The 24,309-nt window shown below is 48.3% G+C and carries 18 protein-coding genes; 11 read left to right on the top strand and 7 right to left on the bottom strand.

Features of this window, described 5'->3' with window-relative positions; genetic code table 11:
- The 3 genes from HW447_RS15185 to HW447_RS15175 all read right to left on the bottom strand — a co-directional run bounded on the left by HW447_RS15185 (window position 1) and on the right by HW447_RS15175 (window position 3,313).
- Window positions 1–867, bottom strand: a complete 867-nt coding sequence (locus HW447_RS15185; RefSeq protein WP_176255978.1) for a carbohydrate ABC transporter permease — start codon at window positions 865–867, stop codon at window positions 1–3.
- A 10-nt stretch (window positions 868–877) separates the two neighbouring features.
- Entirely contained in the window at window positions 878–1,792 is a 915-nt protein-coding gene (locus HW447_RS15180) for a carbohydrate ABC transporter permease (protein WP_176255977.1), read from the bottom strand.
- Window positions 1,793–1,906: 114 nt separating this feature from the next.
- The gene (locus HW447_RS15175; RefSeq protein WP_176255976.1) at window positions 1,907–3,313 is read right to left on the bottom strand and encodes an ABC transporter substrate-binding protein; all 1,407 of its coding nucleotides are present in this window, start codon (window positions 3,311–3,313) and stop codon (window positions 1,907–1,909) included.
- A 254-nt stretch (window positions 3,314–3,567) separates the two neighbouring features.
- Here HW447_RS15175 and HW447_RS15170 point away from each other — a divergent pair, with 254 nt between their 5' ends.
- From HW447_RS15170 to arfA, 5 genes are all read left to right on the top strand, one after another.
- Window positions 3,568–5,172 carry a response regulator transcription factor gene (locus tag HW447_RS15170; RefSeq protein ID WP_176255975.1) on the top strand — a complete coding sequence of 535 codons (1,605 nt, stop codon included), beginning with the start codon at window positions 3,568–3,570 and terminating at the stop codon, window positions 5,170–5,172.
- A gap of 20 nt (window positions 5,173–5,192) precedes the next feature.
- Window positions 5,193–6,998 (top strand): sensor histidine kinase, encoded by a 1,806-nt coding sequence (locus HW447_RS15165; protein WP_176255974.1) that lies wholly within the window; start codon window positions 5,193–5,195, stop codon window positions 6,996–6,998.
- A 126-nt stretch (window positions 6,999–7,124) separates the two neighbouring features.
- The gene (locus HW447_RS15160; protein WP_176255973.1) at window positions 7,125–7,358 is read left to right on the top strand and encodes a NifU family protein; all 234 of its coding nucleotides are present in this window, start codon (window positions 7,125–7,127) and stop codon (window positions 7,356–7,358) included.
- A gap of 66 nt (window positions 7,359–7,424) precedes the next feature.
- Entirely contained in the window at window positions 7,425–10,403 is a 2,979-nt protein-coding gene (locus tag HW447_RS15155) for an alpha-mannosidase (RefSeq protein ID WP_176255972.1), read from the top strand.
- A 1-nt stretch (window position 10,404) separates the two neighbouring features.
- Entirely contained in the window at window positions 10,405–11,898 is a 1,494-nt protein-coding gene (gene arfA, locus HW447_RS15150) for an arabinosylfuranosidase ArfA (protein ID WP_176255971.1), read from the top strand.
- A 32-nt stretch (window positions 11,899–11,930) separates the two neighbouring features.
- On the opposite strand, the gene HW447_RS15145 is transcribed toward arfA, so the two are convergent.
- Window positions 11,931–13,166: an RtcB family protein gene (locus HW447_RS15145; protein ID WP_176255970.1), complete on the bottom strand. Its 1,236-nt coding sequence runs from the start codon at window positions 13,164–13,166 to the stop codon at window positions 11,931–11,933.
- A gap of 120 nt (window positions 13,167–13,286) precedes the next feature.
- On the opposite strand from HW447_RS15145, the gene HW447_RS15140 reads away from it, so the two are divergent.
- Together HW447_RS15140 and HW447_RS15135 are read left to right on the top strand one after the other, a co-directional pair.
- A complete protein-coding gene (locus tag HW447_RS15140; RefSeq protein WP_176255969.1) occupies window positions 13,287–14,552 on the top strand; it encodes a WYL domain-containing protein in 1,266 nt (421 codons plus the stop codon).
- Window positions 14,539–15,546, top strand: coding sequence for a WYL domain-containing protein (locus HW447_RS15135; RefSeq protein ID WP_176255968.1), 1,008 nt, complete (start codon window positions 14,539–14,541; stop codon window positions 15,544–15,546). Before HW447_RS15140 ends, HW447_RS15135 begins: the two co-directional genes overlap by 14 nt.
- Window positions 15,547–15,642: 96 nt before the next feature.
- Here the strand turns inward: HW447_RS15135 and adhE are convergent, their stop codons facing one another.
- Window positions 15,643–18,255, bottom strand: coding sequence for a bifunctional acetaldehyde-CoA/alcohol dehydrogenase (gene adhE / locus HW447_RS15130; RefSeq protein WP_176255967.1), 2,613 nt, complete (start codon window positions 18,253–18,255; stop codon window positions 15,643–15,645).
- A gap of 186 nt (window positions 18,256–18,441) precedes the next feature.
- Window positions 18,442–19,101: a Crp/Fnr family transcriptional regulator gene (locus HW447_RS15125; protein ID WP_176255966.1), complete on the bottom strand. Its 660-nt coding sequence runs from the start codon at window positions 19,099–19,101 to the stop codon at window positions 18,442–18,444.
- Window positions 19,102–19,296: 195 nt separating this feature from the next.
- Between HW447_RS15125 and HW447_RS15120 the strand changes: the two genes are divergently transcribed.
- From HW447_RS15120 to HW447_RS15110, 3 genes are read left to right on the top strand one after another with little or no spacing between them, the layout of a single operon-like run.
- The gene (locus HW447_RS15120; RefSeq protein WP_176255965.1) at window positions 19,297–20,010 is read left to right on the top strand and encodes a GTP-binding protein; all 714 of its coding nucleotides are present in this window, start codon (window positions 19,297–19,299) and stop codon (window positions 20,008–20,010) included.
- On the top strand, window positions 19,998–20,741 hold the full coding sequence (locus tag HW447_RS15115; RefSeq protein ID WP_176255964.1) for an ATP-binding cassette domain-containing protein: 744 nt from the start codon (window positions 19,998–20,000) through the stop codon (window positions 20,739–20,741). The genes HW447_RS15120 and HW447_RS15115 overlap by 13 nt, the downstream gene beginning before the upstream one ends.
- A complete protein-coding gene (locus HW447_RS15110; RefSeq protein ID WP_176255963.1) occupies window positions 20,738–21,673 on the top strand; it encodes an ABC transporter substrate-binding protein in 936 nt (311 codons plus the stop codon). The genes HW447_RS15115 and HW447_RS15110 overlap by 4 nt, the downstream gene beginning before the upstream one ends.
- Here HW447_RS15110 and HW447_RS15105 read toward each other — a convergent pair.
- Window positions 21,660–22,472, bottom strand: coding sequence for a MerR family transcriptional regulator (locus HW447_RS15105; RefSeq protein WP_176255962.1), 813 nt, complete (start codon window positions 22,470–22,472; stop codon window positions 21,660–21,662). The genes HW447_RS15110 and HW447_RS15105 overlap by 14 nt on opposite strands.
- Before the next feature lie 221 nt (window positions 22,473–22,693).
- Here HW447_RS15105 and HW447_RS15100 point away from each other — a divergent pair, with 221 nt between their 5' ends.
- On the top strand, window positions 22,694–24,136 hold the full coding sequence (locus tag HW447_RS15100; RefSeq protein WP_176255961.1) for a cell wall-binding protein: 1,443 nt from the start codon (window positions 22,694–22,696) through the stop codon (window positions 24,134–24,136).
- Window positions 24,137–24,309: the final 173 nt, after the last annotated feature.

Genomic DNA, 24,309 nt, shown 5'->3' with positions numbered 1-24,309 from the left:
TTATCCCTTTACCGCACCAGTCGTCATACCGCCCATAAAGTATCTGCTGAATATGCAGTAAGTAATGAGCATAGGAATAATGGCTATGGTCGCTCCGGCAAACATGATATTCCATGCAGCCGCGCCGTCCCCGGCATTTTTCAGCATATTTACGCCCACGGTCAGGGGTCTTAATTTATCATTTGTCATGGTAAATACCAACGGAAGAATATATTCATTCCAGCCCTGTCTAAAGGAAAGCAGGGCAATGGTTGCCATAACCGGTTTTAAAAGGGGCATGATTACCAGACGGTAGGTCTGAAAAAAAGTGCATCCGTCTATTTTTGCTGCCTCATCCAGTTCCCTGGGCAGAGAATTAACAAACCCGCGGCACAGGAAAATATACGTAGCCTGCCCTGTTCCCACGGAAATAAGAACAACAGAAAGCAGATTTTTGTTCATCTTAAGCTTTACTGCCAGTTCAAACAGCGGCCTTAAAGAGACGGAGCCTACATTGATGAACATAAAGGCTACAAACAGGCTGTAAAGGACTTCTTTTCCCCAGAAATTCCTTCTGGAAAACACATATCCCGTCATGGTAGAAGTGATCAGCGTAATGATCATAACCCCCAGAGCCAGGAAAATACTGTTAAGGGTATATGTGGCGAAATTTGCCTGCTTCCAGGCATCCGAATAATTGGTAAATACCCATTTGCTCGGAAAAATATTGGTGCCGCCTACTAAAAGTTCAGAATTTTCCTTAAAGGATCCCAGTACAATATATAAAATAGGGAATACCATAAAGAGCGCCAGAATCAGCATAAGGATCCAGACAACTCCCCTTAATATTTTTGTTTTGGTGGAATACACCGCATGACCTTGTTTCATGGCAGCCTCCTTATACGACATCATCCAGTTTTCTGGATACAAACAGATAAATGACTGTGATTATGCCTACTACCAGCGCAGCCACAACGCTGAGAAGCGCACCATATCCAATCTGTGCCTGAGTGGTTGTATTGGCTGTTCCGAAAATAAGATTATAAATATACAGGAACATAACCATTGAACGGTTGCCGGGGCCTCCCTGCGATAGAACCATGATCGCTTCATAATCCTTAAACGCGCTGGTAATTGCCAGCATAAGAACTACCTTTAAGACAGGCGACAGCATTGGCAATGTAATATAGAAGAATGTCTGCACCGCATTGGCTCCATCTATCTTAGCCGATTCATATACATCCTCTGCCACACTGTTCATTCCTGTGGTAAAATAAAGCATATAGTTTCCAAGACCGCCCCAGACGGCCAGAATCGTGACTGCAACCATAACCCAGTCCTGACTTGTGAGCCACTTGATGGGCGTTTTAATCAGATTCATACTTAACAGAAGTTCATTGGCAATACCATTCTGCGTAGCGAAGATGAAAGCAAATATCATACCGGAAATAGAGGTACTGATAACCGTAGGCATAAAATAAATTCCTCTGAATACATTGCTTCCTCTCATTTTTGCATTTAAAAGCACTGCCAGTATCAGCGCCAGCGGAATAATAAACGCAAGTTTATAGGCCGCATATTCCATCGTATGGCCCACACTTCCCCAAAACGCCTTATCTGCCAGCATTCTGGTAAAGTTCCTGCTTCCCGTAAAGTTAGCCGTAAACCCATTGTAATCAAAGCAAACGTACCGGAAGATCCAGATAAAAGGATAGATAGAGCATACTGCCAGGAGAATGGTGGACGGTGCCAGCATAAGGGCGGAAACAACCCCATCCCTTGTGATCTTACATTTTTTCTTTTTTGTGTTCATGCGAAACCTCCCTGTATACAGGTCTTAACCAACAGAACTCACGCCGGACAGGCGGCCTTCTGCTGTTCTTAATAACAGTAAGGGGAACCGGTATATCCGCCTCCCCTCCTGCGTTTATTTATCCAGATATGTGATCGTTCCGTCATTTGGATGAAGGGGATCATAATCGGAAATAACCAGTCTTTTTGTGGATCCAGAAGCAACATCTGCCTCCAGCGCCTCATTGTAACGGGTATTCAGATCTTTAATGGCTTCATCCGTATCTACATACCCCATAACCGCATTCCACAGCACCACCCGGTAATCATCACCCGTCAGGTTGATCACTGGAGGCTTTGGATATACAGATTCATAATCCAGAAGAGAGAAATCAGCCATACGTCCGATCTTTGTCTTATCGATCACACCGTCCATATAGGAGCTGATGGGAAGGCAGTAACCGCTTTCCAGATAGCCCTTTAAGAACTCTTCTGACTGGAAATACTGAATGACCTTCCATGCCTCGTCCTTATGTTCAGAGGTTGATACGATACCATATGCCTTAGACGGCGTTGTCTGCAGTGCGCCCTTGATCTCACCGGTCAGAGAAGGAACCTCTGCCACGCCCCAGTCAAACTCTGTAATCGGGATCTGATTGGTGAATACGCTGGCCTCCTGGGAAGCGTTGCTCCACAGCGCAAACTGTCCTTCCGCAAACAGCGCTCTCATATTGTCAACGCCCTGCTGGTCAGGATATGCGATATCCTCAGAAATAAAACGCCTGCCCAGCTCTACGATGTCCTTATAGCCGCTGAAATCGTATTTTCCATTTACATAGTCATAGTAGTAAATGCCAGATACCTGCGCGCACATTTCCAACAGACGTTCAAAGGAAGATGCGGAGGTGAAACCGATTCCATAATATTTTCCTTCGCCTTTTTTGGTAATGTCCTTTGCCATATCAATGTAATCCTCCAATTTAGAAGGAATTTCTGTATAGCCGCACTCACTCAGGATATTTTTGTTATATTCTACACGTACGCCGGAACGCATACCGCTGTATACAAAATATATATTTCCGTTTCTTGTATTCTCTCCCTCATAGGCGTGCTCATAGGGTTCATTTACCTTCTGGAAGGTCTCATCCGAATCAATGTAATCATTTAACGGCATCAGAATTCCCGTATCTGCAAATGTATTTAGCGGAAGGCTGTTAGCCCCTACCACATCCGGAGCGGTTCCTCCGTTGTATGCCAACGCCAGCATATTCTTGTAATCCTCTGTAATAACGGTCAGATTAATAAAAATTCCGTCCTTGTTATTCTGATTATACTGATCGACCATTTTCTCCACATACTCCAGGTCGTGCCGGTCCTCCGTCCATACCTCTACGGTAGTAGCCCCCTCAGGAGCCTTGGAGTTCTCCCCCTCTGCCTGTGTATTCTCCCCGTTGGACGTGCTTTCGGAGCTGGACCCGCAGCCTGCGATGGAAACCGCCATAGCTGCTGCCAGAACAATACTCATAATTCTTTTCTTTTTCATAATTACCTCCTGTTAATCTTTTCTTCCCGCCTTGTATCTTGCCTGTTGATGGCATAACTGTATCATTTATTTTCCACAATCAAAAGGACATATTTTAATTTTCATGTAACAGATTTTATGTCTGACTGTATCATATCCCCCATACTTGACAGCATTTTGTCTCATGCTATAATTTAACATATTAACGAGCCTTCCTTCTGAGTTCTGCCTGTATCATCCCGTTTAATTTCCAAAATACTTCAAAGGAGAAAAGCATGGAACACCAAACTGCCATTGAATTTACTGCCGTTTTAGCCGATGACGAGCTGTCTGTCCTGGAAGGCGTAAAGACTGCTATTGACTGGAAAAGTCTGGGGATTCGCATCGCTGCCCTGGCCTCTAACGGCCATGACGCCCTGGATGCCATTATCAAACATAAGCCGGATCTTGCCATTATTGATATTCGTATGCCCGACCTTACGGGAATTGATGTGATCCAGCGTTCCCGCAATGCCGGTATCCGCACGGACTTTATCATCCTGAGCGGATACGATGACTTTTCCTATGCCAGAGATGCCATGCGCTACGGAGCAAAAGCCTATCTGCTAAAGCCTTTGAACGGCTCTGAACTAAACGATGAGATCTGCCGGATCTTCTTAGAGCGCACCAGCCAGAACCGCGGCACTACCCGCCGTCTTTATCAGGATCAGTTTAACCTCAACTTTTTCAATAACCTGATTGACGGCAAGATTCTGGAAGCCGCAATCATATCCCGTATGCTCTGCGACACGAACCTGCCTTTAAGCGACAGTTCCTGCTACGTCTGCGTTTTTATGTTTGAGGAATCTCTGCCGGGAGCCGGCACCTCTTTTTCTCCGGAACCGGTCATAGAACAGCTGAATCAGGAATTTTCCGATGAAAAACATATTTTCTGGAAGCATGATCCCAAACAGCTGGTGGGAATCTTCAATACCTCCAGCCTGATTCCCTTTCATACTGCCCTTCGCTGTCTGGACACTCTAAAGAACTCCCGGCTTCCTCTCCCCCTCATAGGCGTAGGGGATACGGTATCCGGCCTTATGGAGTGCTCCTACTCCTATAACCGCGCCCTGACAGCCATGACCTACCAGCTTTACGATTCCTCATCCCATATTTTTACCTATGAAGTTATCTGCTCCACTCCTCCAAGGACACGGCTCTCCGATATCGACTGCCTGCCCTTATTCCAGTACATTGTAAAGAAGGATACGGACGGAATCAAAACGTACTGCAACCAGTTTATTGACAGCCTTTTATATGTGCCCATGCCGCCGCCAAACTATGTGTACAGCTTCTGCTATGCCCTGTTCCACCAGATTCAGCAGGAGTTTGCCGAGTTTTCTCACGGTGAGATCTCAGAAATTGCCACTGCCAGAGATCTTTACCATTTTAAACAGCTGTCCCAGATACGCCAATGGCTGTGCAGTTCCTTCTGCCAGCTGTCAGAATTTATTGACGCAGTATACGGCTACGCTACCCCTAAGTACGCCCATGTACAGGAAACTGCATCCAGGACAGACGACCCCATTATCCGCCAGGCTAAAGAGTTTATACGCAGCCAGATTATAAATCACATAAAAATTGAGGATATTGCCAGGGAAGTACATCTAAGCCCATCGTATTTTGCTATTTACTTTAAAAATAAAACCAATGTGAATCTGAGGGATTATCTGCTGACAGAAAAAATGGAGTACGCCCGGAGGGTTCTTATGAATCCTGGCGCCTCCATCAGCGATGTTGCCTATGACGTAGGATATGGAGATTACCGTTCTTTCTCCCGTGCCTTTAAAAATGTTCACGGTATTACGCCATCCGACTTTCAGGCAAAATACAGATCTTAACCATGACAGGAGACTCTATTGTGAAAACACGAACACTGATTCATTTCAAGGATTCCCCTCTTATGGGGAAAATAAATATTGTCATCGGAGGCCTTACGCTGGCTCTAACGGTTCTAATCACAGCAATCTCCATTTTTTACTACAGCTTTATCCTTTCAGACCGGTTGTATGAGCGCACCAGACAGACAGGCAAAAACGCGGCAGAGACCCTCAATTTCAATTATAAAAATATTATGGACCGGCTCACAGCTATATGCGGCACTGTAGAATTTGCCTCTGATATCCGTACCCTGACTTCGCCCTCTGTATCCTACACTGTCAAAGAACGGCTGGTGCAAAATGAACTGTCTGATCTGGCGGGCTGCAATTATCTGGTTCAATCCTCCCTGGTTCTTTCAGGAGACGGGCAAACCGCCTATTCCCTTTACCGGAATCCTCTGCCGGATTCCGCACAGTTTTTTACCAGTGAGGATCTGGATGCCGTTCAGGGCGTGACCTGCCTGCCTATACGTCCAAGCCCCCTTCGCAGCAGTGTTCCCGTACTGCCTCTGGTCGTCCCAATCAGTGTCGATTCAGCGGAATACGCCATCGTGGATCTTTCAGAGGATACGCCGGACATCTATGTTGTGGTTTTCCTGGACTGTACAAAACTCCACCAGAGCCTGACTCTGGCAGGCACGGGTCTGGTCAACGGCACCTACTACATATTCACGGATACCGGAAAGCCCTTAAGCGCTGCCTCCCATGATAAAAAAGTAAACCCTCTAAAGCTGCCGGAAACCTCCGCTGTGATACACTCCCTGACTGCAAACGGGCTGTCTGAGACTTCTGCTGAAACCTCAGACTTTTATCTGGCAGCTTCCAGTATGCCAAGATCCGGCCTTATCCTTTTAAACTGTGTTCCCAAAGAACCTCTGAAAGACATTTTCGGCCCAACTATCGGTATCCTTGCAGCCGTGCTGTGCCTTGTAGTAGGGCTGCTCTTTGTCCTTTCGCTTTTGATGACCCGCTATATTACCCAGCCGGTAAAGCAGCTGGTATCCATTGTGGAACTGATCCGGGAAAATCATTACCACGAAAAGCAGACGCTGGAAACCGGTGATGAAATCGGCCATCTGTGCATTGCCATTAATCAAATGTACGATACCATCCAAAAGCAGATGGAACGCATCAAACAGGAGGAATCAGAAAAATATCTGGCGGAAATCCGGCTTTTGACCGAACAGATCAATCCCCATTTTTTATATAATACATTAGACTGCATCCAGTCTGAGGTGAAGCGGGGAGAATCCGATACTGCAGCCAATATGATTCAGTATCTGGCAGAATACCTTCGGATCGGCCTTTCTAACGGCGCGGATCTGATTCCGCTCTCCAATGAGATTCGCCATGCCAATGCATATGTGTGTCTGATGAACCAGCGGTTCGGCCAGTCCATCCGTTTTATGTATCATTTGCCCCCATCTCTCAGCAAGCATCTGATTGTAAAAACCATTCTGCAGCCCCTGGTGGAAAATTCCATCAAACATGGTTTTGGCGTAGACGCACCTGGAATCCCCATTTCCACACCTGCCATTGAGGTAATTATTGCTGCAGAAGAAGAGACGCTTGTAATCAATATTAACGACAATGGAAGCGGCTTTGACACACAAGAACTGGAACAGCTTCTTGAAAGCAGCTCCGCCGTTCAGAGCGGCCATGTAGGGCTTTTAAATGTATATCACCGGCTTAGCGCCTATTATGGGAAGGATCACGTTCAATTTTCATTCAGCTCCATCCCCTATTACTGTAACGTAATTTCCATCCGCCTTCCCCTCACTGCTTAGTGTAAATACACGGCAGACACACAGGACAGAATCCATTAGAAAAGGTCACCCATTTCATGGATTTTGTCCTGTTTCTATATTACGGGGATTTATATAATGGTGATAATAATATACCAGGAGGCTGCTATGGAAAATTATATCTGCAATACCATTGGTCCCCGTATTCGCGGCGACGGAGGCTGGGTAGAATTTGTTTCCTATGAGGATCACTGTCTGACGCTGATCTTCCGGGGTGAATGTTCCAAATGTGCGATCCTAAACCGCTGTCTGGACTGGATCCGCCAGGAGATTTTAAGAGATCTGAAGGAGGAGGTTACAATCAATCCCATCTGCAGAAAACCATTTTTCTGGGATCAATGATCTTTTCCCTCAATATATATCAACCGCAGCTGCCGTGTACAAACGGCATTACAAGATGGAGGAGCCATGGCTTTTGTTGAAGTTATCAGAAGAAGTATGCGTCCTGAGGAATGGACCGATCTGCGCTATTCATGGATCAAGCGCAGCCTAATTAAGACAAAATATGAAATCACCGACCTTAAGATCCGTGACGCATTCCAGACCGGTGAAAACGAATATACCTATACATCAGACTACCGTCCTTTAAGGACAGGGGATATGTATTTCAGCCCGGACGGCACTGTCTTTATTCAGGGCCATGCCCTGATTCCTGAGGAACTGAAGGGAAAGGAGATCTGGTTCACCCTGCATACAGCTGCGGAAATGATTGTAAAGATCAATGGACGCTATGCAGGAGGAATCGATCCTAACCGGGATCGGATCCTTGTCAATCCATGGCTGGATGAAAACAGTTCAGAACTTTTTATTGAAATTGAAGGTTACAACCGTTCCAAGCCGGATGATGAGCGAAATCCTGACGCAATCGCCTCCAGAGGCTGCCGTCAAATCTTTGAGGGAGCTTATCTGGCCGAGATCAATCAGCCTCTTTTATCCCTGTTTTATGATCTTACTATATTGCTTGATATTGCAAAATCCAGCCATTTTGATGAGGACTATCGGGTTTTCTTAAACAGAAAACTGAACCATGCGCTGAATCTGGTGGATTTTGATACATGGGAGGGCGTAGAAACCGCACTTTCCTACATAGAAACCCACATTTACCAGAACACCGATTTTTGCTCCAGCGGAAATGTAGCTTTGGTGGGCCACTCTCATCTGGATATTGCCTACTACTGGCGCAGGATTCATGTAGTCCACAAAAATGCCAGAACCATACTGATTCAGATGCGGCTTATGGATCAGTACCCTGATTTCAAATATGCTCATACCCAGCCGTATACTTACGAACTTCTGGCTGAATATTATCCGGAGCTTTTTAAAGAACTCAAAGAGAAAATCCACTCCGGCCAGTTTGAACCCGTAGGGGCCATGTATGTAGAGCCGGACTGCAATATCCCTGCCGCAGAAAGCCTGATCCGGCAGTGTCTCTACGGCCAGCTTTATTATCGGGAGGCATTCGGCATTACCGTAGATAATGCCTGGCTGCCAGATGTATTCGGAAACAGCTGGATCCTTCCGCAGATCCTAAAAAAATCCGGTGTAGACTATTTTGTATCCAATAAAATGTCCACATGGAACGACACAAACCGCTTTCCGCACAACAATTTCCTGTGGAAGGGAATTGACGGCACCCGCATCTATGCCTGTGTGCCTCCCACACATTTTATTACCTGGAATATGCCCAGCCAGATTCAGGAAAACTGGGATGCCTACCAGGATAAGGAAACCGGAGGGCAGACTTTATCCATGTTCGGCTATGGAGACGGCGGCAGCGGCGTAACGGAAGAGATGGTAGAACTAATGCACCGTTTTGATAAACTGAGCATCATGCCCAAAACAGAACATATGAGGGCCGATGAATTTCTTCACCGTAATTTAAAAGAAAACAACCCGTTGGAAACCTGGGATGGCGAGCTGTATCTGGAAATGCACCGGGGGACCTTTACCACCAAGGCTGTATTAAAAGACTATAACCGCCGTCTGGAAACCAAGATGCGCGCGGCCGAACTGCTTTGCGTCCTCCGTATGAAAAAAGGAAAGGAATATCCGGCAAAGGAGCTGCGCAGCTGTTACAAAAAGCTGCTGTTAAATCAGTTCCACGATATCCTTCCAGGCAGCCACATCCAACCCGTATTCTGTGATGCAATACAGGATTATGAAGCATTAGAACAGCGTCTGGATGCTGTGATCGGATCAGCCGGATCCCTCTTTTTCAACACACTGAACAAAAAACGCCGGGAGTTAAGCTTTATCCCATCAGCGGACGGCGCGTTCCGGCGCAGAAATGTCAAAGGATATTTTACGCATACCTATGCGGATCCCCTTTCGCCTGTCCGTATATCTCCCTGCAGCGGTAAGGCCGACTGGTTTACCGTTTCCCCACAGGATAACGGCCTGACAGTAAATACACCTCTCTATGAAATCCATTTCCAGACCGATGGCTCCATCAGCAGTCTGTATGATAAAAGTCTGAACCGTGAATGGGTAAAGGGAGGCTTTAATAAGCTCCATCTATATCAGGATACCCCCGGAATGTATGATGCCTGGGATATTCTTCCAAACTACAAAGATGTAGAGTATTCATTTACAGTAGAATATCCTCTGCACTTACAGAATGCCGACGGTGAAACCGCTGAATTTGCCTGCATTCTAAGTACTCCCGGCAAAAAAAGCTCCTGGACGGTGATGGTACGTCTCTTCCTCTCATCGCCTGTAATCGAAGTGGAGCATATTGTAGACTGGAACGAAAAGCACAGACTGGCAAAGGCTGAGTTCTCCTGCAATGTACTCTCCAGAGAGCTTGTATGCGACACCAGCGCCGGTTATATTAAACGTGAGACACATACCAATACCAGCTGGCAGAAAGCCCGATTTGAGGTCTGCCATCATAAATGGTGCGACTTCTCTGAGGAAAGCGGCGGTATCGCCCTGATCAATGAAAACAAATATGGTGTGGGAATAGAGGAAAACGGAATGAGCCTGAGCCTTCTGCGGGCCAATATCCGCCCGGATATCCAGTCTGATATCGGCCATCACGACTTCTGCTACGCCATCCTTCCTCATAAAGGCAGCGCTGTTTCTGCAGGCGTCAATGACAGAGCCCTGGAATACAATCATCCTGTAATACAGGCTGACGAGGAAGCTCCTGGCTGGGACTTTGGAGAGCTTTATCTCCAGGCGGTTAAGCTGTCTGAGGATGGAAGGTACGTTATCTTCCGCTTAAGTGAACAGGATGGCCGCCGAGGTACCTTAAAGCTGCCTTGGACCATGACAGTTATGAATCTGCTGGAGGATGCGGAGGGCGAAACAGATACCCTCTGTTATACTCCGTTTGAACTGATTACCCTTGGACTGCCTGTAAAAGATTATCTGGGAGGAAAATGAAATGAAAGCGTCTATCTGCATTGATAAGCATTTTACCGCAGGCACGGTTGACCCTCGTATCTTCGGTTCCTTTGTGGAGCATTTGGGACGGGCCGTTTACGGCGGCATTTATGACCCTGGAAACCCTCTTTCCGATGAAAACGGTTTCCGTAAAGATGTCCTGGAACTGATTCGCCAGATCGATGTCCCTGTAGTACGCTATCCGGGAGGCAACTTTGTCTCCGCCTACCACTGGGAGGACGGGGTTGGCCCCAAAGCCTTACGGCCAAATCGACTGGAACCCGCCTGGACGGCCATTGAGACCAACGAATTTGGATTAAATGAATTTATGGACTGGACAAAAGCAGCTCACACCTCGCCCATGATGGCGGTGAATCTTGGTACGCGCGGCGCTGAAGATGCCAAAAACCTGCTGGAATACTGTAATATAGCCGGCGGCACTCTTTACAGCGATATGCGCCGCTCTCACGGCTATGAAGCTCCCCACAATATCCGTCTCTGGTGCCTTGGAAATGAAATGGACGGCCCCTGGCAGATGGGCCACAAAACCGCCGGGGAATACGGGCGGCTGGCGGCTGAAACCGGACGGCTGATGAAAATGGTGGATCCCGGTATCGAGCTGGTAGCCTGCGGCAGTTCCAATCGAAAAATGCCGTCCTTTGGTTACTGGGAGGATCAGGTTCTTGAGGAATGCTATGATCAGGTGGATTATCTTTCTCTTCACACCTACTATGGAAATCCTCAGGATCAGTCACCTGACTTTTTAGCCTGCTCTGCTGATATGGATGCCTTTATCTCCTCTGTAGTGTCCATCTGCGATTCTGTTAAGGCAAGAAAGCGGTCGAAAAAGCAGATCTGCCTGTCATTTGACGAGTGGAACGTATGGTATCACTCCAAGGAGCAGGACAAACAGCTCCCCCGCTGGATACAGGCCCCGCCTCAATTAGAGGATATCTACAATTTCGAGGATGCTCTTTTAACTGGAAGTATGCTCATCACCCTCTTAAGACACGCCGACCGTGTAAAAATTGCCTGCCTGGCACAGCTGGTAAATGTCATTGCTCCTATTATGACGGATCAAAACGGCGCATGGGTTCAGAGTATCTTTTACCCTTATATGCACGTCAGCCGTCTGGGACGGGGCACCGTACTGCAGACCCTGATCCAGTCCCCCCGCTATGAAAGCCAGTACGGCGATGTGCAGTTTCTGGACGCTGTGGCCGTGGAGAACGGGGAGAACGGCTCACTGACTATTTTTGCGGTGAATAAGAATCTTTCTGAGGATATGGATTTAACGGCCGACTTAAGACAATATTCCAATTATCACGTGCACCGCCATATCGTAATGACCCACCAGGATCTTAAAGCCGCCAATACCAGAGAGCAGCCTCACCAGGTATTTCCTGAAAATTCCGGTGTTTCCAGTCTGAGCAACGGAATTTTAACCTCCCGGCTGCCCTCTAAGAGCTGGAACGTAATCATTTTAAAGCATTAAATGCACTGCATGGGACAGGCAGACGCCGCAAATCATCCTTTCACCACGCCTACGGTCTTAAGACGCTTTACAGGAATCACCAGATCCTGCTGGGCGCTCATCACCGCGTCAATATCCTTATAGGCAAACCGGCTTTCCTCCGCTACGTCCGCCTTTCCCTTCTTTCCAAGGACAACCCCCTGATCCCTCAGGTCACGGATCACATCCTCACAGGAGAATGCCGCCATGGCCCCTTTTCTGGAATAGAGCCGGCCGGCCCCATGGGAGGAGGAACAAAAGCTTTCGGGATTTCCCTTTCCCATAACTACATAGCTGTAAGATCCCATGGCTCCGGGAATCACTGCCAGCTCGCCGTTTCCTGCCCTTACCGCTCCTTTTCTGTGAACCCATACCTCTTTCCCGTAATGTGTTTCAAGGGCCGCGTAATTATGGTGGCAGTTTATATCCCCGGAAAATTCCAGTTTCAGATCCGTGTATTTTCCAATATATTTTTCTAAAACGGCCTTCACCGCCAGCATCATTTTCTCACGGTTTTCCTTTGCAAAGTCCATGGAAAGCTGCATCCAGCGAAGATACTGACGCCCCTCAGGGGTGTCCACAGGCAGAAATGCCAGTCTGTATTCGTCGGGCACCTGGCTGAACCATTTGCTGTTGAGTTCACGGGCCTTATTGTGAAAATAATCACAAACTGATTTTCCAAAATGCCGGCTGCCGGAGTGGATCATCACTGCCAGCATCCCCTCATCATCCGTCTGCAGTTCAATGAAATGATTTCCGCCTCCCAGGGTTCCTACCTGAAAGCATCCAGCCTCCAGCTGTCCTAACAGTTCTTTGTCCTCTTCATACAGATCAATTTCATCAAATGCCCGGTCCATGGTGTAAGAGGGCATCGCCAGCTTGTGATGGGCGAAGCCCACTGGAATATTTCTCATGATATCTCCGATTATTGCCTGAATCAGCGTCCCATTCCCCGTCTGGATCCCGCGAATGGCTTCTACAGGGATATTGGTCTCGGTATAGGCCATGCCGCAGCCGATGTCCACTCCTACCGCATTGGGGATGATCACGCCCTCTGCGGCGATTACTCCTCCAATAGGCATCCCCATTCCTGCATGGGTATCGGGCATCAGACTCACCCACTTATGAAGAAATGGCAGCTGTGCCAGGTGAAGGGCCTGTTCCCTGCAGGTACTCTCCAGATCCTCATTCTTTTCCAGCCATACTTTTACCGGCACCTTCATATTTTCCTTCTCATACATAACAAACATATCCTTCACATCCTTTCATTTTGTATCATGGCTTTATATTAGCCCGAATTTCCATTTTTATCATTTAAAAAAAGGTGCGAACTCTGTATAATGAAACTATATTATGAGGGAGGCAGGCTTATGGCAGAATTTCAGGAGCTGATTAAAAACTTTGATCGGATACGGGACTATATGCGTCAGTTTTACGTCTATGGTTTTAAGGTGAGAAATGATTTTGATGCCCGCAGCGCCCGAACCTATGATAACGAACGGCGGCGGATCGAGAGTTGGCTGGGCGGCTGCACACGTTCCGGCTATACCTCCAAGGGCAAACAGGTCTACATCAATATTGACAGCAAGTCGGTTCCCCAAAATCCCCTCTATGCCGCCTGGAAATCAAAAAGCTTTACCGATAACGATATCCTGCTGCATTTTTTCATACTCGACCAGCTGTTTGAGCATACGGAAGGCCTGGGCGCATCTGCTTTAAGCGATCAGATCTCCCTTGCTTACGGAGCCGTCTTTGATCCCCAGACGGTACGCTTAAAGCTGAAGGAGTATGAGACCTCAGGCCTTTTATGCTCCCATAAGGAGGGAAGGAACCTGATCTATCAGCTGGTTTTGCCCCGTTTTCCCAGGGATTCTCCTTTATGGGAACCGATTCTTACCGCCGTATCCTTTTTTCAGGAGGCTGCCCCGTTCGGTTTTATCGGAAGCACCATTTTAGACTGGAAGAATCGGAGAAACCAGCTGTTTCAGTTCAAGCATCATTTCATTGTACATACCCTGGAGGACAAAGTACTTCTGGAGATCCTTACAGCCATCCGGGAGCACCGCCGGATCACCTATGAAAATAAAAGCTTTCGCACCGGGAGCATCACCACCCAGTCCGGCGTTCCCCTGAAGATCTTTGTCAGTACCCGTACCGGACGGCGGTACCTGTGTCTTTATCTTCCATCCCTCAGGCGTTTCCACAACGCCCGCTTAGACTCCATTGTCTCCGTAACCAGAGAAGAGCCCTGGGAGGACTATGAACGCATCCTCCATGCGCTCCTGGCTAATTTAGACCGCTGCTGGGGTGTATCCTTCGGAAGCGGAAGAAGCCGTATGGAAACGGTCTGCCTGCGCCTTTTCATTGACGAGGACAAAGAGCCCTATGTGTTAAACCGGCTTTACAGGGAAGGAAAGGGCGGAGAAATCATTAAGATACGGGAGCATGAATACCTGTACACAGGAGCTTTTTTTGATACCAACGAGCTTTTGTCCTGGGTAAAATCCTTTACCGGACGCATCCTGGATATCCAGGGCACCTGCCAGCCGGCCATTCTTAAAGTGACAAGAGACTGGGAACGGATGTATCAGATGTACTTCAAAGAAGAAAAGGAAAAAACAGATGGAACTTTTTAATGAAATCTACAGCTGCTATTACCAAACAGTCCGCCGCATTCTGGAGCAGGCCGCCGAACGTCCGATAAGCGTAAAAGAGATGGAACAGCTCTGCCGGACATGGGCCTTTCAGGAGACATCCCTGTCCGTGCTCCCCAGGCTTACCAAAGGGGACTGGCCCCTTCTAACCCACCTGGAGGATGCTCCCTCCACCTACAAAAGCGTCCTTTCCTTCCCGCCGCCCGAACTTCCCCTTACGGACCTTCAAATGTCCTGGCTGGCCGCTCTGGCGCATGATCCCCGTTTCCAGCTCTTTTTTACAGATGAAGAGCTAAAGAGGGTTTTGGATGGGCTGAAGGACTGCAGTCCCTTATATTGCCAGGAGGACTTTCATTACTATGACCGTTTCAGAGACGGAGACTCCTATACCTCTCCTTCCTACCGGGAGCATTTTCAGACTGTTTTAAGGGCGCTGCGGGAGCATCGTGCCCTTTTGATCGGATATGAAAATAAAAAGGGGATCTGCCGGCTCCTTGAGGCGGCACCTTACCAGCTTCAGTATTCCTCCAGGGATGACAAGTTCCGCCTATGCTGTCTGCAGCGCCGTCATGAAAGCTATTGTTTAAACACCATTCTCAACCTGGAGCGAGTCCGCGACTGCCGCGTATCCCCGGATGCCCTTCCAGCCCAAACTGTCCGCATCCTCCCCCGCCTCCGGTTTTGTCCCGTCCGCCAGACAAAAGAGCCCGTTCTCCTGAAAATAAGCGGGGAACGGAACTCTCTTGAACGCTGTATGCTGCATTTTTCCAGCTATGAGAAGCATACGCAGTACCATGAGGAAGGGGACTGCTGGCTCTGCTCTATCTACTATGATACTGCCGATGAGACAGAGCTTCTCGTCGACATCCTCTCCTTCGGACCCGTGGTGGAGGTACTGGGGCCGGAGCGTTTTCTTAAGATGGTAAAGGAGAGAGTGAAAAGGCAGTATGAGCTGCTGTATGGAACCTTAAGCTGATTTTTTTGCAGATCATACGAACAGGCCGCCTGCCCAACCGGACAGACGGCCTGTTCCAAACACAAAGGATAAAGGTTTCACCCACAATGGGTTCGATTATTTTCCGTAATAAGCTCTTAAATACATATCCTTGATCTCGCTCATGAGAGGATATCTTGGGTTAGCACCAGTGCACTGGTCATCGAAGGCCTGCTCAGTCATCTCGTCCAGTCTGTCTAAGAAATCTTTCTCATCAATGCCGTAGTCTTTGATGCAGGACTTCACGCCCACTGCCTTCTTAAGCTCCTCGATCTTCTCGATCAGCTTCTTAACAGCCTCTTCATCGCTTCCTGCATTGATGCCGCAGAATCTTGCGCACTCAGCATATCTTGCCATGGTATGCGGATACTGATACTGAGAGAAGGTTCCCATCTTGCGCGGATTCTCAGCGGCATTGAAATCTACTACAAGAGAAATCATCAATGCGTTTGCAATACCGTGTGGCAGGTGATGGAATGCACCCAGCTTGTGTGCCATGGAATGGCATACGCCTAAGAATGCGTTTGCAAACGCCATACCGGCCATACAGGATGCGTCTGCCATCTTCTGACGCGCCTCAACGTTGTTTGGCTCATTGTAAGCGATTGGAAGATACTCAAATACATTTTTCATGGCCTTTAATGCAAGGCCGTCTGTATAATCTGTAGCCATAACAGAAGCATATGCCTCTAATGCATGGGTCAGAACGTCAACGCCGGAAGCGCTGGTTAAGCCTCTTGGCTGGCTCATCATATTGTCTGTATCAACGATAGCCATATTCGGCAGCAGCTGATAATCAGCCAGCGGATACTTGATACCTGTCTCCTGATCTGTGATAACAGCAAAAGGAGTAACCTCAGAACCTGTACCGGAGGAGGTAGGAACAGCTACGAAGTAAGCCTTCTCACCCATCTTCGGGAAGGTATAAACTCTCTTGCGGATATCGATAAAGCGCATTGCCATATCCATGAAATCTGCTTCCGGATGCTCATACAGCACCCACATGATCTTTCCGGCATCCATTGCGGAGCCGCCGCCCATTGCGATGATTACATCAGGCTCAAACTCTTTCATTAATTTTGCGCCTGCCTGTGCGTTAGCCAGAGTAGGATCCGGCTGAACATCGGAGAATACGGTATATGTGATGCCCATCTCGTTTAAACGGTCTGTAATCACGTTTGTATAGCCGTTCTTGTACAGGAAGGAGTCGGTTACGATGAAGGCTCTCTTCTTGCCCATTACGTCCTTTAACTCTTTCAGTGCAACAGGCAGACAGCCCTTCTTAAAGTAAACCTTCTCAGGTGTACGGAACCACAGCATATTCTCTCTCCTCTCAGCAACAGTCTTAATGTTCAGCAGATGCTTTACGCCAACGTTCTCAGATACAGAGTTTCCGCCCCAGGAACCGCAGCCCAGTGTCAGAGAAGGAGCCAGCTTGAAGTTGTACAGATCGCCGATACCGCCGTGAGAAGAAGGAGTATTTACCAGAATACGGCAGGTTTTCATTCTCTCTGCGTGCCTCATCATCTTCTCCGTCTCATTTACATTGATGTACAAAGAAGAGGTATGGCCGTAGCCGCCGTCTGCTACCAGACGCTCTGCCTTATCCAGAGCCTCGTCAAAGGTCTTGGCCTTGTACATAGCCAGCACCGGAGACAGCTTCTCATGAGCAAACTCCTCGCTGATATCTACTGACTCAACCTCGCCGATGATGATCTTTGTATCAACCGGAACATCTACGCCGGCCAGCTTTGCAATGGTATGTGCAGACTGTCCTACAATCTTTGCATTTAATGCGCCGTTGATCAGGATAGTCTTTCTTACCTTCTCGATCTCGCCCTGCTTTAAGAAATAGCAGCCTCTGTATTCAAACTCCTTCTTAACAGCCTCGTATACAGACTCCAGAACAGTTACAGACTGCTCGGATGCACAGATCATACCATTATCAAAGGTCTTGGAATGGATGATGGAGTTTACTGCCATACGGATATCTGCTGTATCATCAATGATAACAGGAGTATTTCCTGCGCCTACGCCCAGTGCTGGCTTGCCGGAAGAATATGCAGCCTTAACCATGCCGGGGCCGCCAGTAGCCAGGATGATGTCAGCGTCTCTCATAACCTCATTGGTCAGTTCCAGAGAAGGAACGTCGATCCATCCGATGATGCCCTCAGGAGCGCCTGCCTTAACAGCTGCCTCTAACACAACCTTTGCAGCCTCAATGGTGCTCTTCTTTGCTCTTGGATGTGGGGAAATGATAATCGCATTGCGTGTCTTTAAGGAAATCAGAGTCTTAAAGATCGCTGTGGAGGTCGGGTTCGTAGTAGGGATAACGGCTGCGATCAGGCCGATGGGCTCTGCAATCTTCTTAATGCCGTACTCCCTATCCTCTTCCACTACACCAACGGTCTTTGTGTCCTTGTATGCGTTGTAAATGTACTCGGCTGCGTAGTTGTTCTTGATTACCTTATCCTCAACCACGCCCATGCCGGTCTCTTCTACTGCCATCTTGGCTAAGGGGATACGCATCTTGTTTGCTGCGCTTGCTGCCGCGAAAAAGATCTTATCTACCTGCTCCTGTGTGTAGGTAGCGAATACCTTCTGGGCCTCGCGCATTGCCGCCATCTTCGCGTTCAGTCCCTCTACGCTGTCAATGATCTCCGGAACTACCTGCTCGGTTTTCTTTGCCATTTCCATTTCCTCCATTTTCCTTGTGTTTGTGTCAGGGAGCCTTCTATAAAAGGGCTCTCAGGTTTACAATTCATTTTACTGATTGTCAATTTATTAACAATCTCACTATCCGCATTATATATCATCGTTAAAAAAATGTCAACCCACTTTTTAAATTTTTACGTATTTTATGAACCGTACCTGTTGTCATCTGTCCATCCGGTCTTCCATTGCCTCCCGGTTCAGCACCTGTATCCTTCCCCGTTTCTGACAGATCAGCCCTTCCTCCTGAAGGGCTGCCAATTCCCTGAACAGCGACGCCCTGCTGATCCCCAGCATAGAAGCCATATCCTCTCTGGTCCCGGCAGAATCCACACGGCCTGACGGGCCTGATGAGGAAAGCAGAAACTGGATGAGGCGTTTTCTGCCGGAATACATGGTAAGAAATTCGATTTTTCGGATCAGAAACTGCATTTTCCGGTTGCAGAGCACAGCGTAGCGGAGCGCCAGCTCCTGATCTTTCTCCACAGCCTTTCGCACTTCCTCTCTTGGTATCAAAAGCAGGGTCGCATCTGTCCTGCACTTTAAAACCGTAGGTATCTCCGTTTCCGTCATCAGGTTGATGATGCCGAAACAGTCCCCCCGTTCCAGACTGGACAGGATCAGTTCTCTCCCATCCATGGCAATGCTGTATACATCCAGACTTCCTTCTGCCACCAGGCCGACAACGCGCTCATTGTGCCACCGGTCGCTGACAATCTGCCCTTTTTTGCACACACGGACCTGCACACAGCTCTCCTTGATCCCGCTTCCCTGAAGCACGGACGAAGCTTCCATTACCTCCCGTATCTCCCTGTATCCCATCATTTTTTGCCTCTCTTCCAGTATCCGGCGTCCTCAAAATGAGCGCCCAAAGGTTAGTTATAGCTAATCAAAATGATATCACAGGTTCTTTCCTGATTCAAGCCGGAAAATTTTCCTGAAACGTCTCACATGATACTGACAGCTCAGGGGATTTCTGATACCCTTTGAGAAGAAAATTTCTGAAAGGACGTAACTTACATGATCCAGAAAATGATCTTCTTTTCCGGTTCCTCTGCCGTGGGAAAAACTTCTGTGCTCTGCGGCCTTCTTCCTGGCCTGTTAAAAGAGGGCCTTAAACCCATGGTCTGCAAAATCGACTGCATCCATTCCGATGATGAGAAACGCTTTAAGGCGCTGGGAGTTCCCGCTGTTACCGGGCTCAGCGGCGATATCTGCCCGGATCATTTCCTTGTATCCAATCTTCCTGAGCTTTGGAGCCACGCAGACCGGCAGGGCTGCGACCTTCTTATCATCGAAACGGCAGGCCTCTGCCACCGCTGTTCTCCGGCCACGACAAAGGCGGTTGCCGGCTGTGTGCTTGACTGCACCGCCAGCTGCCGGGCGCCGGGCCAGCTGGGGCCGATGCTGGCAAATGCGGATTTTATTGTTCCCACCAAAACAGACATGGTTTCCCAGGCTGAACTGGAGATCATATGCTGGAATCTGAAGTCCCTCAACCCAACAGCCCGAATATTCCCCACAGACGGGCTGGAGGGCTATGGCACAGAGCTTTTGGGAAGCTGGATCTGCTCCCTTCCCGCCATTGAAACCTATGAAAATGACCGCCTTCGCCACACCATGCCTGCAGGCGTCTGCTCCTACTGCGTGGGAGAACAGAGGGTAGGAACGGCCTTTCAGCAGGGCGTGGTAGGCAAGATCGATTTTAAGGAGAAATTTTCATGGAGCATATAACCATTTATCCTGGATATGACAAGAACCGCAGACCGGAAGCATTTTCCCCCCTGACGCTGCAGGCCGGCGAGCTGTGTGCCATTGTAGGCAATACTGGCTCTGGAAAAAGCCGCCTTTTAAAGGATATGGAGCAGCTGGTAGACCGTGACTCTGTTACCGGACGCCGAATTGCCCTTGATAACGCCGTTCTCCCGCCCGCCAGACGCCTTGAGCTTTCCGGCCGTCTGATTGCGCATCTGTCCCAGAATATGCGCTTTGTCCTGGACCTTACTGTGGAGGAGTTTCTGCGTCTCCACATCAGCTGCCGGAAAAAAGATATTTTGCCGGAATTAGTCATTGCTGCGGCCAACACCATTACACCGGAGGCGATCTGCTCTTGCGTCTCCTTAAACCGCCTGAGCGGAGGTCAGAGCCGCGCGCTGATGATCGCCGACATCGCCATGATCTGCGACAGTCCCATTGTCCTTGTGGATGAGATTGAAAATGCGGGAATCAATAAGAAAAAAGCCCTGGAACTTCTTACGGGAAACCAGAAGCTGGTCTTTATCGTCACCCATGATCCTCACACCGCTCTCATGGCTCCCAGGCGTCTTGTAATGAAAAACGGGGCCGTAGCCTCGGTGATCCGCCGGACGGATCAGGAGCTTTTACAGTTTCATCTGCTGGATCAGATGTATGAGAAGCAGACTGCGCTGCAGTCCCTGCTTCGGAAAGGAACACTGCTTATATGATATCTGTACATCTTTACTGGAATAATATCTGCATTCTCCACCGCCAGGAGCTGGCATTTCTGGAACAGATCAAAACCCGGCTTAAGCAAAACGGGATCGACCTGACTGTTACCTGCTTTGGCCTTGGCTATGGAACGCATATGTCCGACTATTTAAGAGAACCGGAGGCCGTAATTCCTGATATGATCGTCTCCACCGACCTGGAGGTTTTCGAGGATGAACGGATCTTTGACCGTTTTAAGGGTGATCTTCTGCCTTTGGCAGATCTCATTCCACAAAAAAAAGACCCTGTCACCGCTGCGCTGCGGCGCAAAGCCTCCCTGCTCCCCTATTTGGCCATTCCTCTGGTCTTTTATGCAGACAAACGGATCTGCTCCGGCTCCAGTCCCCTCTCATTTGACACTCTGTGTGAGTCAAAAACCCCGCCTGTATTCGGCGGCATCAGCAACTCCGCCGCTAAAACCGTTGTAAAGGCCCTGTGGCAGTCCAAAGGCTCTCAGGCGGTCAAAACCCTGCTTTCCTCTGCTGTCATCACCGATATGCCAATCCAGGCTTTTAGACGGGTACAGACCGGCGAAAGCAGCCTGGCTCTTGTGCCCTCGGTCTATGCATTAAGAGCAGACGGCATATCCACCGCTGCCCTTTGGCCCGCTGACGGCGCAGTTGCCATTCCATCTTATATATGCGCCAGAAATACCATTCCTGTCATAGCTGCAGCGGCTGTGGTTAAAGAGTTATTTTCACAGGAATTAAGCAGCTTTTATGTAAAAAACGGCAATCTCATCAGCTGCGCGCCCGAAAGCCCCTGTCCGGACTTTTCATCCCTTACCTCACAGGAGCATCCCCCGCTGCGGGTCCTGTCAGAAGAGTTCTTAAGCCGTCTTTCGGCTGAAGAGTTTTATCAGATCTACCAGAGTATCACCTCTCATTAATAGGCAGATACAGCCCTATATAGTAAAAGGGTCTTTCTGTTCCGTCCCGGAAAATAGGTACGTTGGACCAGCCCCACGGCTGAGGTTCGTATCCGTTCTGAAAGGCCCATTCCTCCATTTTCCTGAAATCCTCTCTTGTAACCTCGTCATTCTCTTTTCTGACCACTGTATACACGCATGGCGTCTGTTCCATCTGTATACACTCCTTAAACGCCTCCGGCAGCTTTGCCTCCTGCTCTGCTTCCTCATAAAGAAGAAGGTCTACCTTAAACGGGCAGGTATCTTCCCCCTTAAGGGAATAGCTGCTGTGGAGATATGCCATATCCAGTCCCGGATACTGTTTTGCGATCTCATACCATTCCTTTATCGCCTGATGCTGATCGGGAAAGGAACTTAGAATACGCGCTGCCGGAAACGCTGCAATGGAGTATTTTCCCATATGCGTTTTTATGGAATCTATGTCCTGCACCGTCAGCAGCAGCCGTTTTATGATCCGTTCATGCTCCTCTATCACAGCTCTTTCCTTTTCCATCTGCGAAAGCACGTGCGCTTTAAACTGATCCAGAACATCCTCTCCCCCTTCATTTTTCAGTTCCACGATCTCCTCCAGTCCAAACCCCAGCTTGCGGCTGTAAATGATCCAGAGAAAGTTTCTGATATCCTCTTTTGTATAGTAACGGTAGCCGTTCTCCCCCTTTTCCGGCTTCATCACCTGCTTTTTTTCATAAAATCTGAGGGTGTCCGTACTGACCCCAAGTATATCCGCCATCTCACGGATACGGTATTTTTTTTCTCTCATGTCAGAGTATTTCTCCTTTGTTGTATGCTGCGCGTTTCCAATTTTAGCCTCCCGGCTGTTCCCGGTCAACCCTCGTTAAAAATTGCAATATTCTCGTAAGGATTCTTACACTTTTATAACCCCTATTGACTTTAGACCTGCTCCAAAGTTTATTATGTCCCCTGTCAAAAGCGCTGTGACAGAATAATCCGAAAACGCAGATACGAAAGGAATGATATACAATGAGAAAATTTTCAAAATGGCTGGCCATTCCCTGTGCGGCCCTCCTGCTGACAGCCGGAGGCGCCATGACCTCTCTGGCCGCTACAGGCTGGGCCATGGAGGATAATGAATGGGTCTACTATAATGCAGACGGAACCAAGGCCACCGATGTATTCAAGAAATCCGGAAATAACTGGTACTATCTTGGCTCTGATGGTTCCATGGTCTACAGCTCCATTGTAGAATATAACGATGATTACTATTATGTAAATTCATCAGGAGCCATGGTAACCAACGAATGGCGCGCAGTAGATAATGAGGATGCCGGGAGCAGCGAGGATGAACCTGACCAGTGGTGGTACTATTTACAGTCCAACGGAAAAGCCGTTAAACGGTCCGGAAGCTCCGACCATGTGAAATTCACTACTCTGAACACAAGCACAGGCCCCGCCAAGTTCACCTTTGACGAGGAAGGGCATATGCTCTTTGGCTGGCTTGATGAGAGCGGTGAGATGCAGACCGGCGATGACGCATGGAAAACCGGCATTTACTACTGTGGTGAAAACGGTGACGGACGTATGTCTACCGGCTGGAAATACCTGGAGGCTGTCAATGACGACGACCATGACAGAGAAGGCGACAGCTACTGGTTCTGGTTCGGCACCAACGGCAAAAAGACCACATCCGACGACTCCAAAAAGATCAATGGACGCAAATACAGCTTTGATGAAAATGGAGCCGCTCATTTTGAATGGTACAATAACCCAGGAGCTACCGGAAGCAATGCTTCCTCCTCCCAGCCCGGAAGGTACTACAACACAGAGGAACAGTGCTGGCTGTCTACCGGATGGTTTAAGGCAGTACCCGACGAGAATGCGGATCCAGAAGGATATGAGGACGGCGAGGCAGTGTGGTACTACGCACAGTCTGACGGAGATCTGGTAAAATCCCAGATCAAAAAGATCAACGGTCAGTCCTATGGCTTTGATGCGTTTGGAAAAATGCTTCACGGACTTTATATTATCCATTACGACACCGATGGAAAAACCATCCTGACCGCTGATAAGATCGAGGATGAGGGTCAAATTCCCGATGAAAATGATGATAATTCCTATGTCTACTACTTCGGCGACTCTCCAAAGGAGGGCGCTATGAAAACGGGAACCGTCACTCTTGATATTGACGGCGAGAAGTATTATTATGACTTCCAGTCCTCCGGCAGTAAGAAAGGCGCCGGCAAAGAAGGCATTGACGACGACTGCATCTACATCGAGGGACGCCGTCTGACAGCCGAAAAAGGCAGCAAATATCAGGTAGTTTCCTACAATGGAAATGATTATCTCATCGGAACCAACGGAAAGCTGGCAAAGAACAAGAAAAATATCAAGGACGCTGACGGCGTGTATTACAAAACTGACAAGAAAGGTGTGGTGATTGAATCCGGCGAAGAAAAACTTGACTGATAAGCGTAAAGAACACGCTTCTTCCTTTTAAGATTTTGAAATAATTGAGAATGTGAAACTTTTTCTGTAAAATTAACTACGATAAGGTCCTTCTATGATAAAATAAATATCATTAGGAGGGCTTTTTACTATGGCAAGACAAAAGAAACCGGTTCACAGAGTTGAAATGACAG

It is taken from the genome of Enterocloster alcoholdehydrogenati (genome assembly GCF_013282095.1).
Classification (GTDB): Bacteria; Bacillota; Clostridia; order Lachnospirales; family Lachnospiraceae; genus Enterocloster; species Enterocloster alcoholdehydrogenati.
The sequence above is the reverse complement of the archived record's forward strand: the minus strand, read 5'-3'. Positions and strand labels throughout refer to the sequence as shown.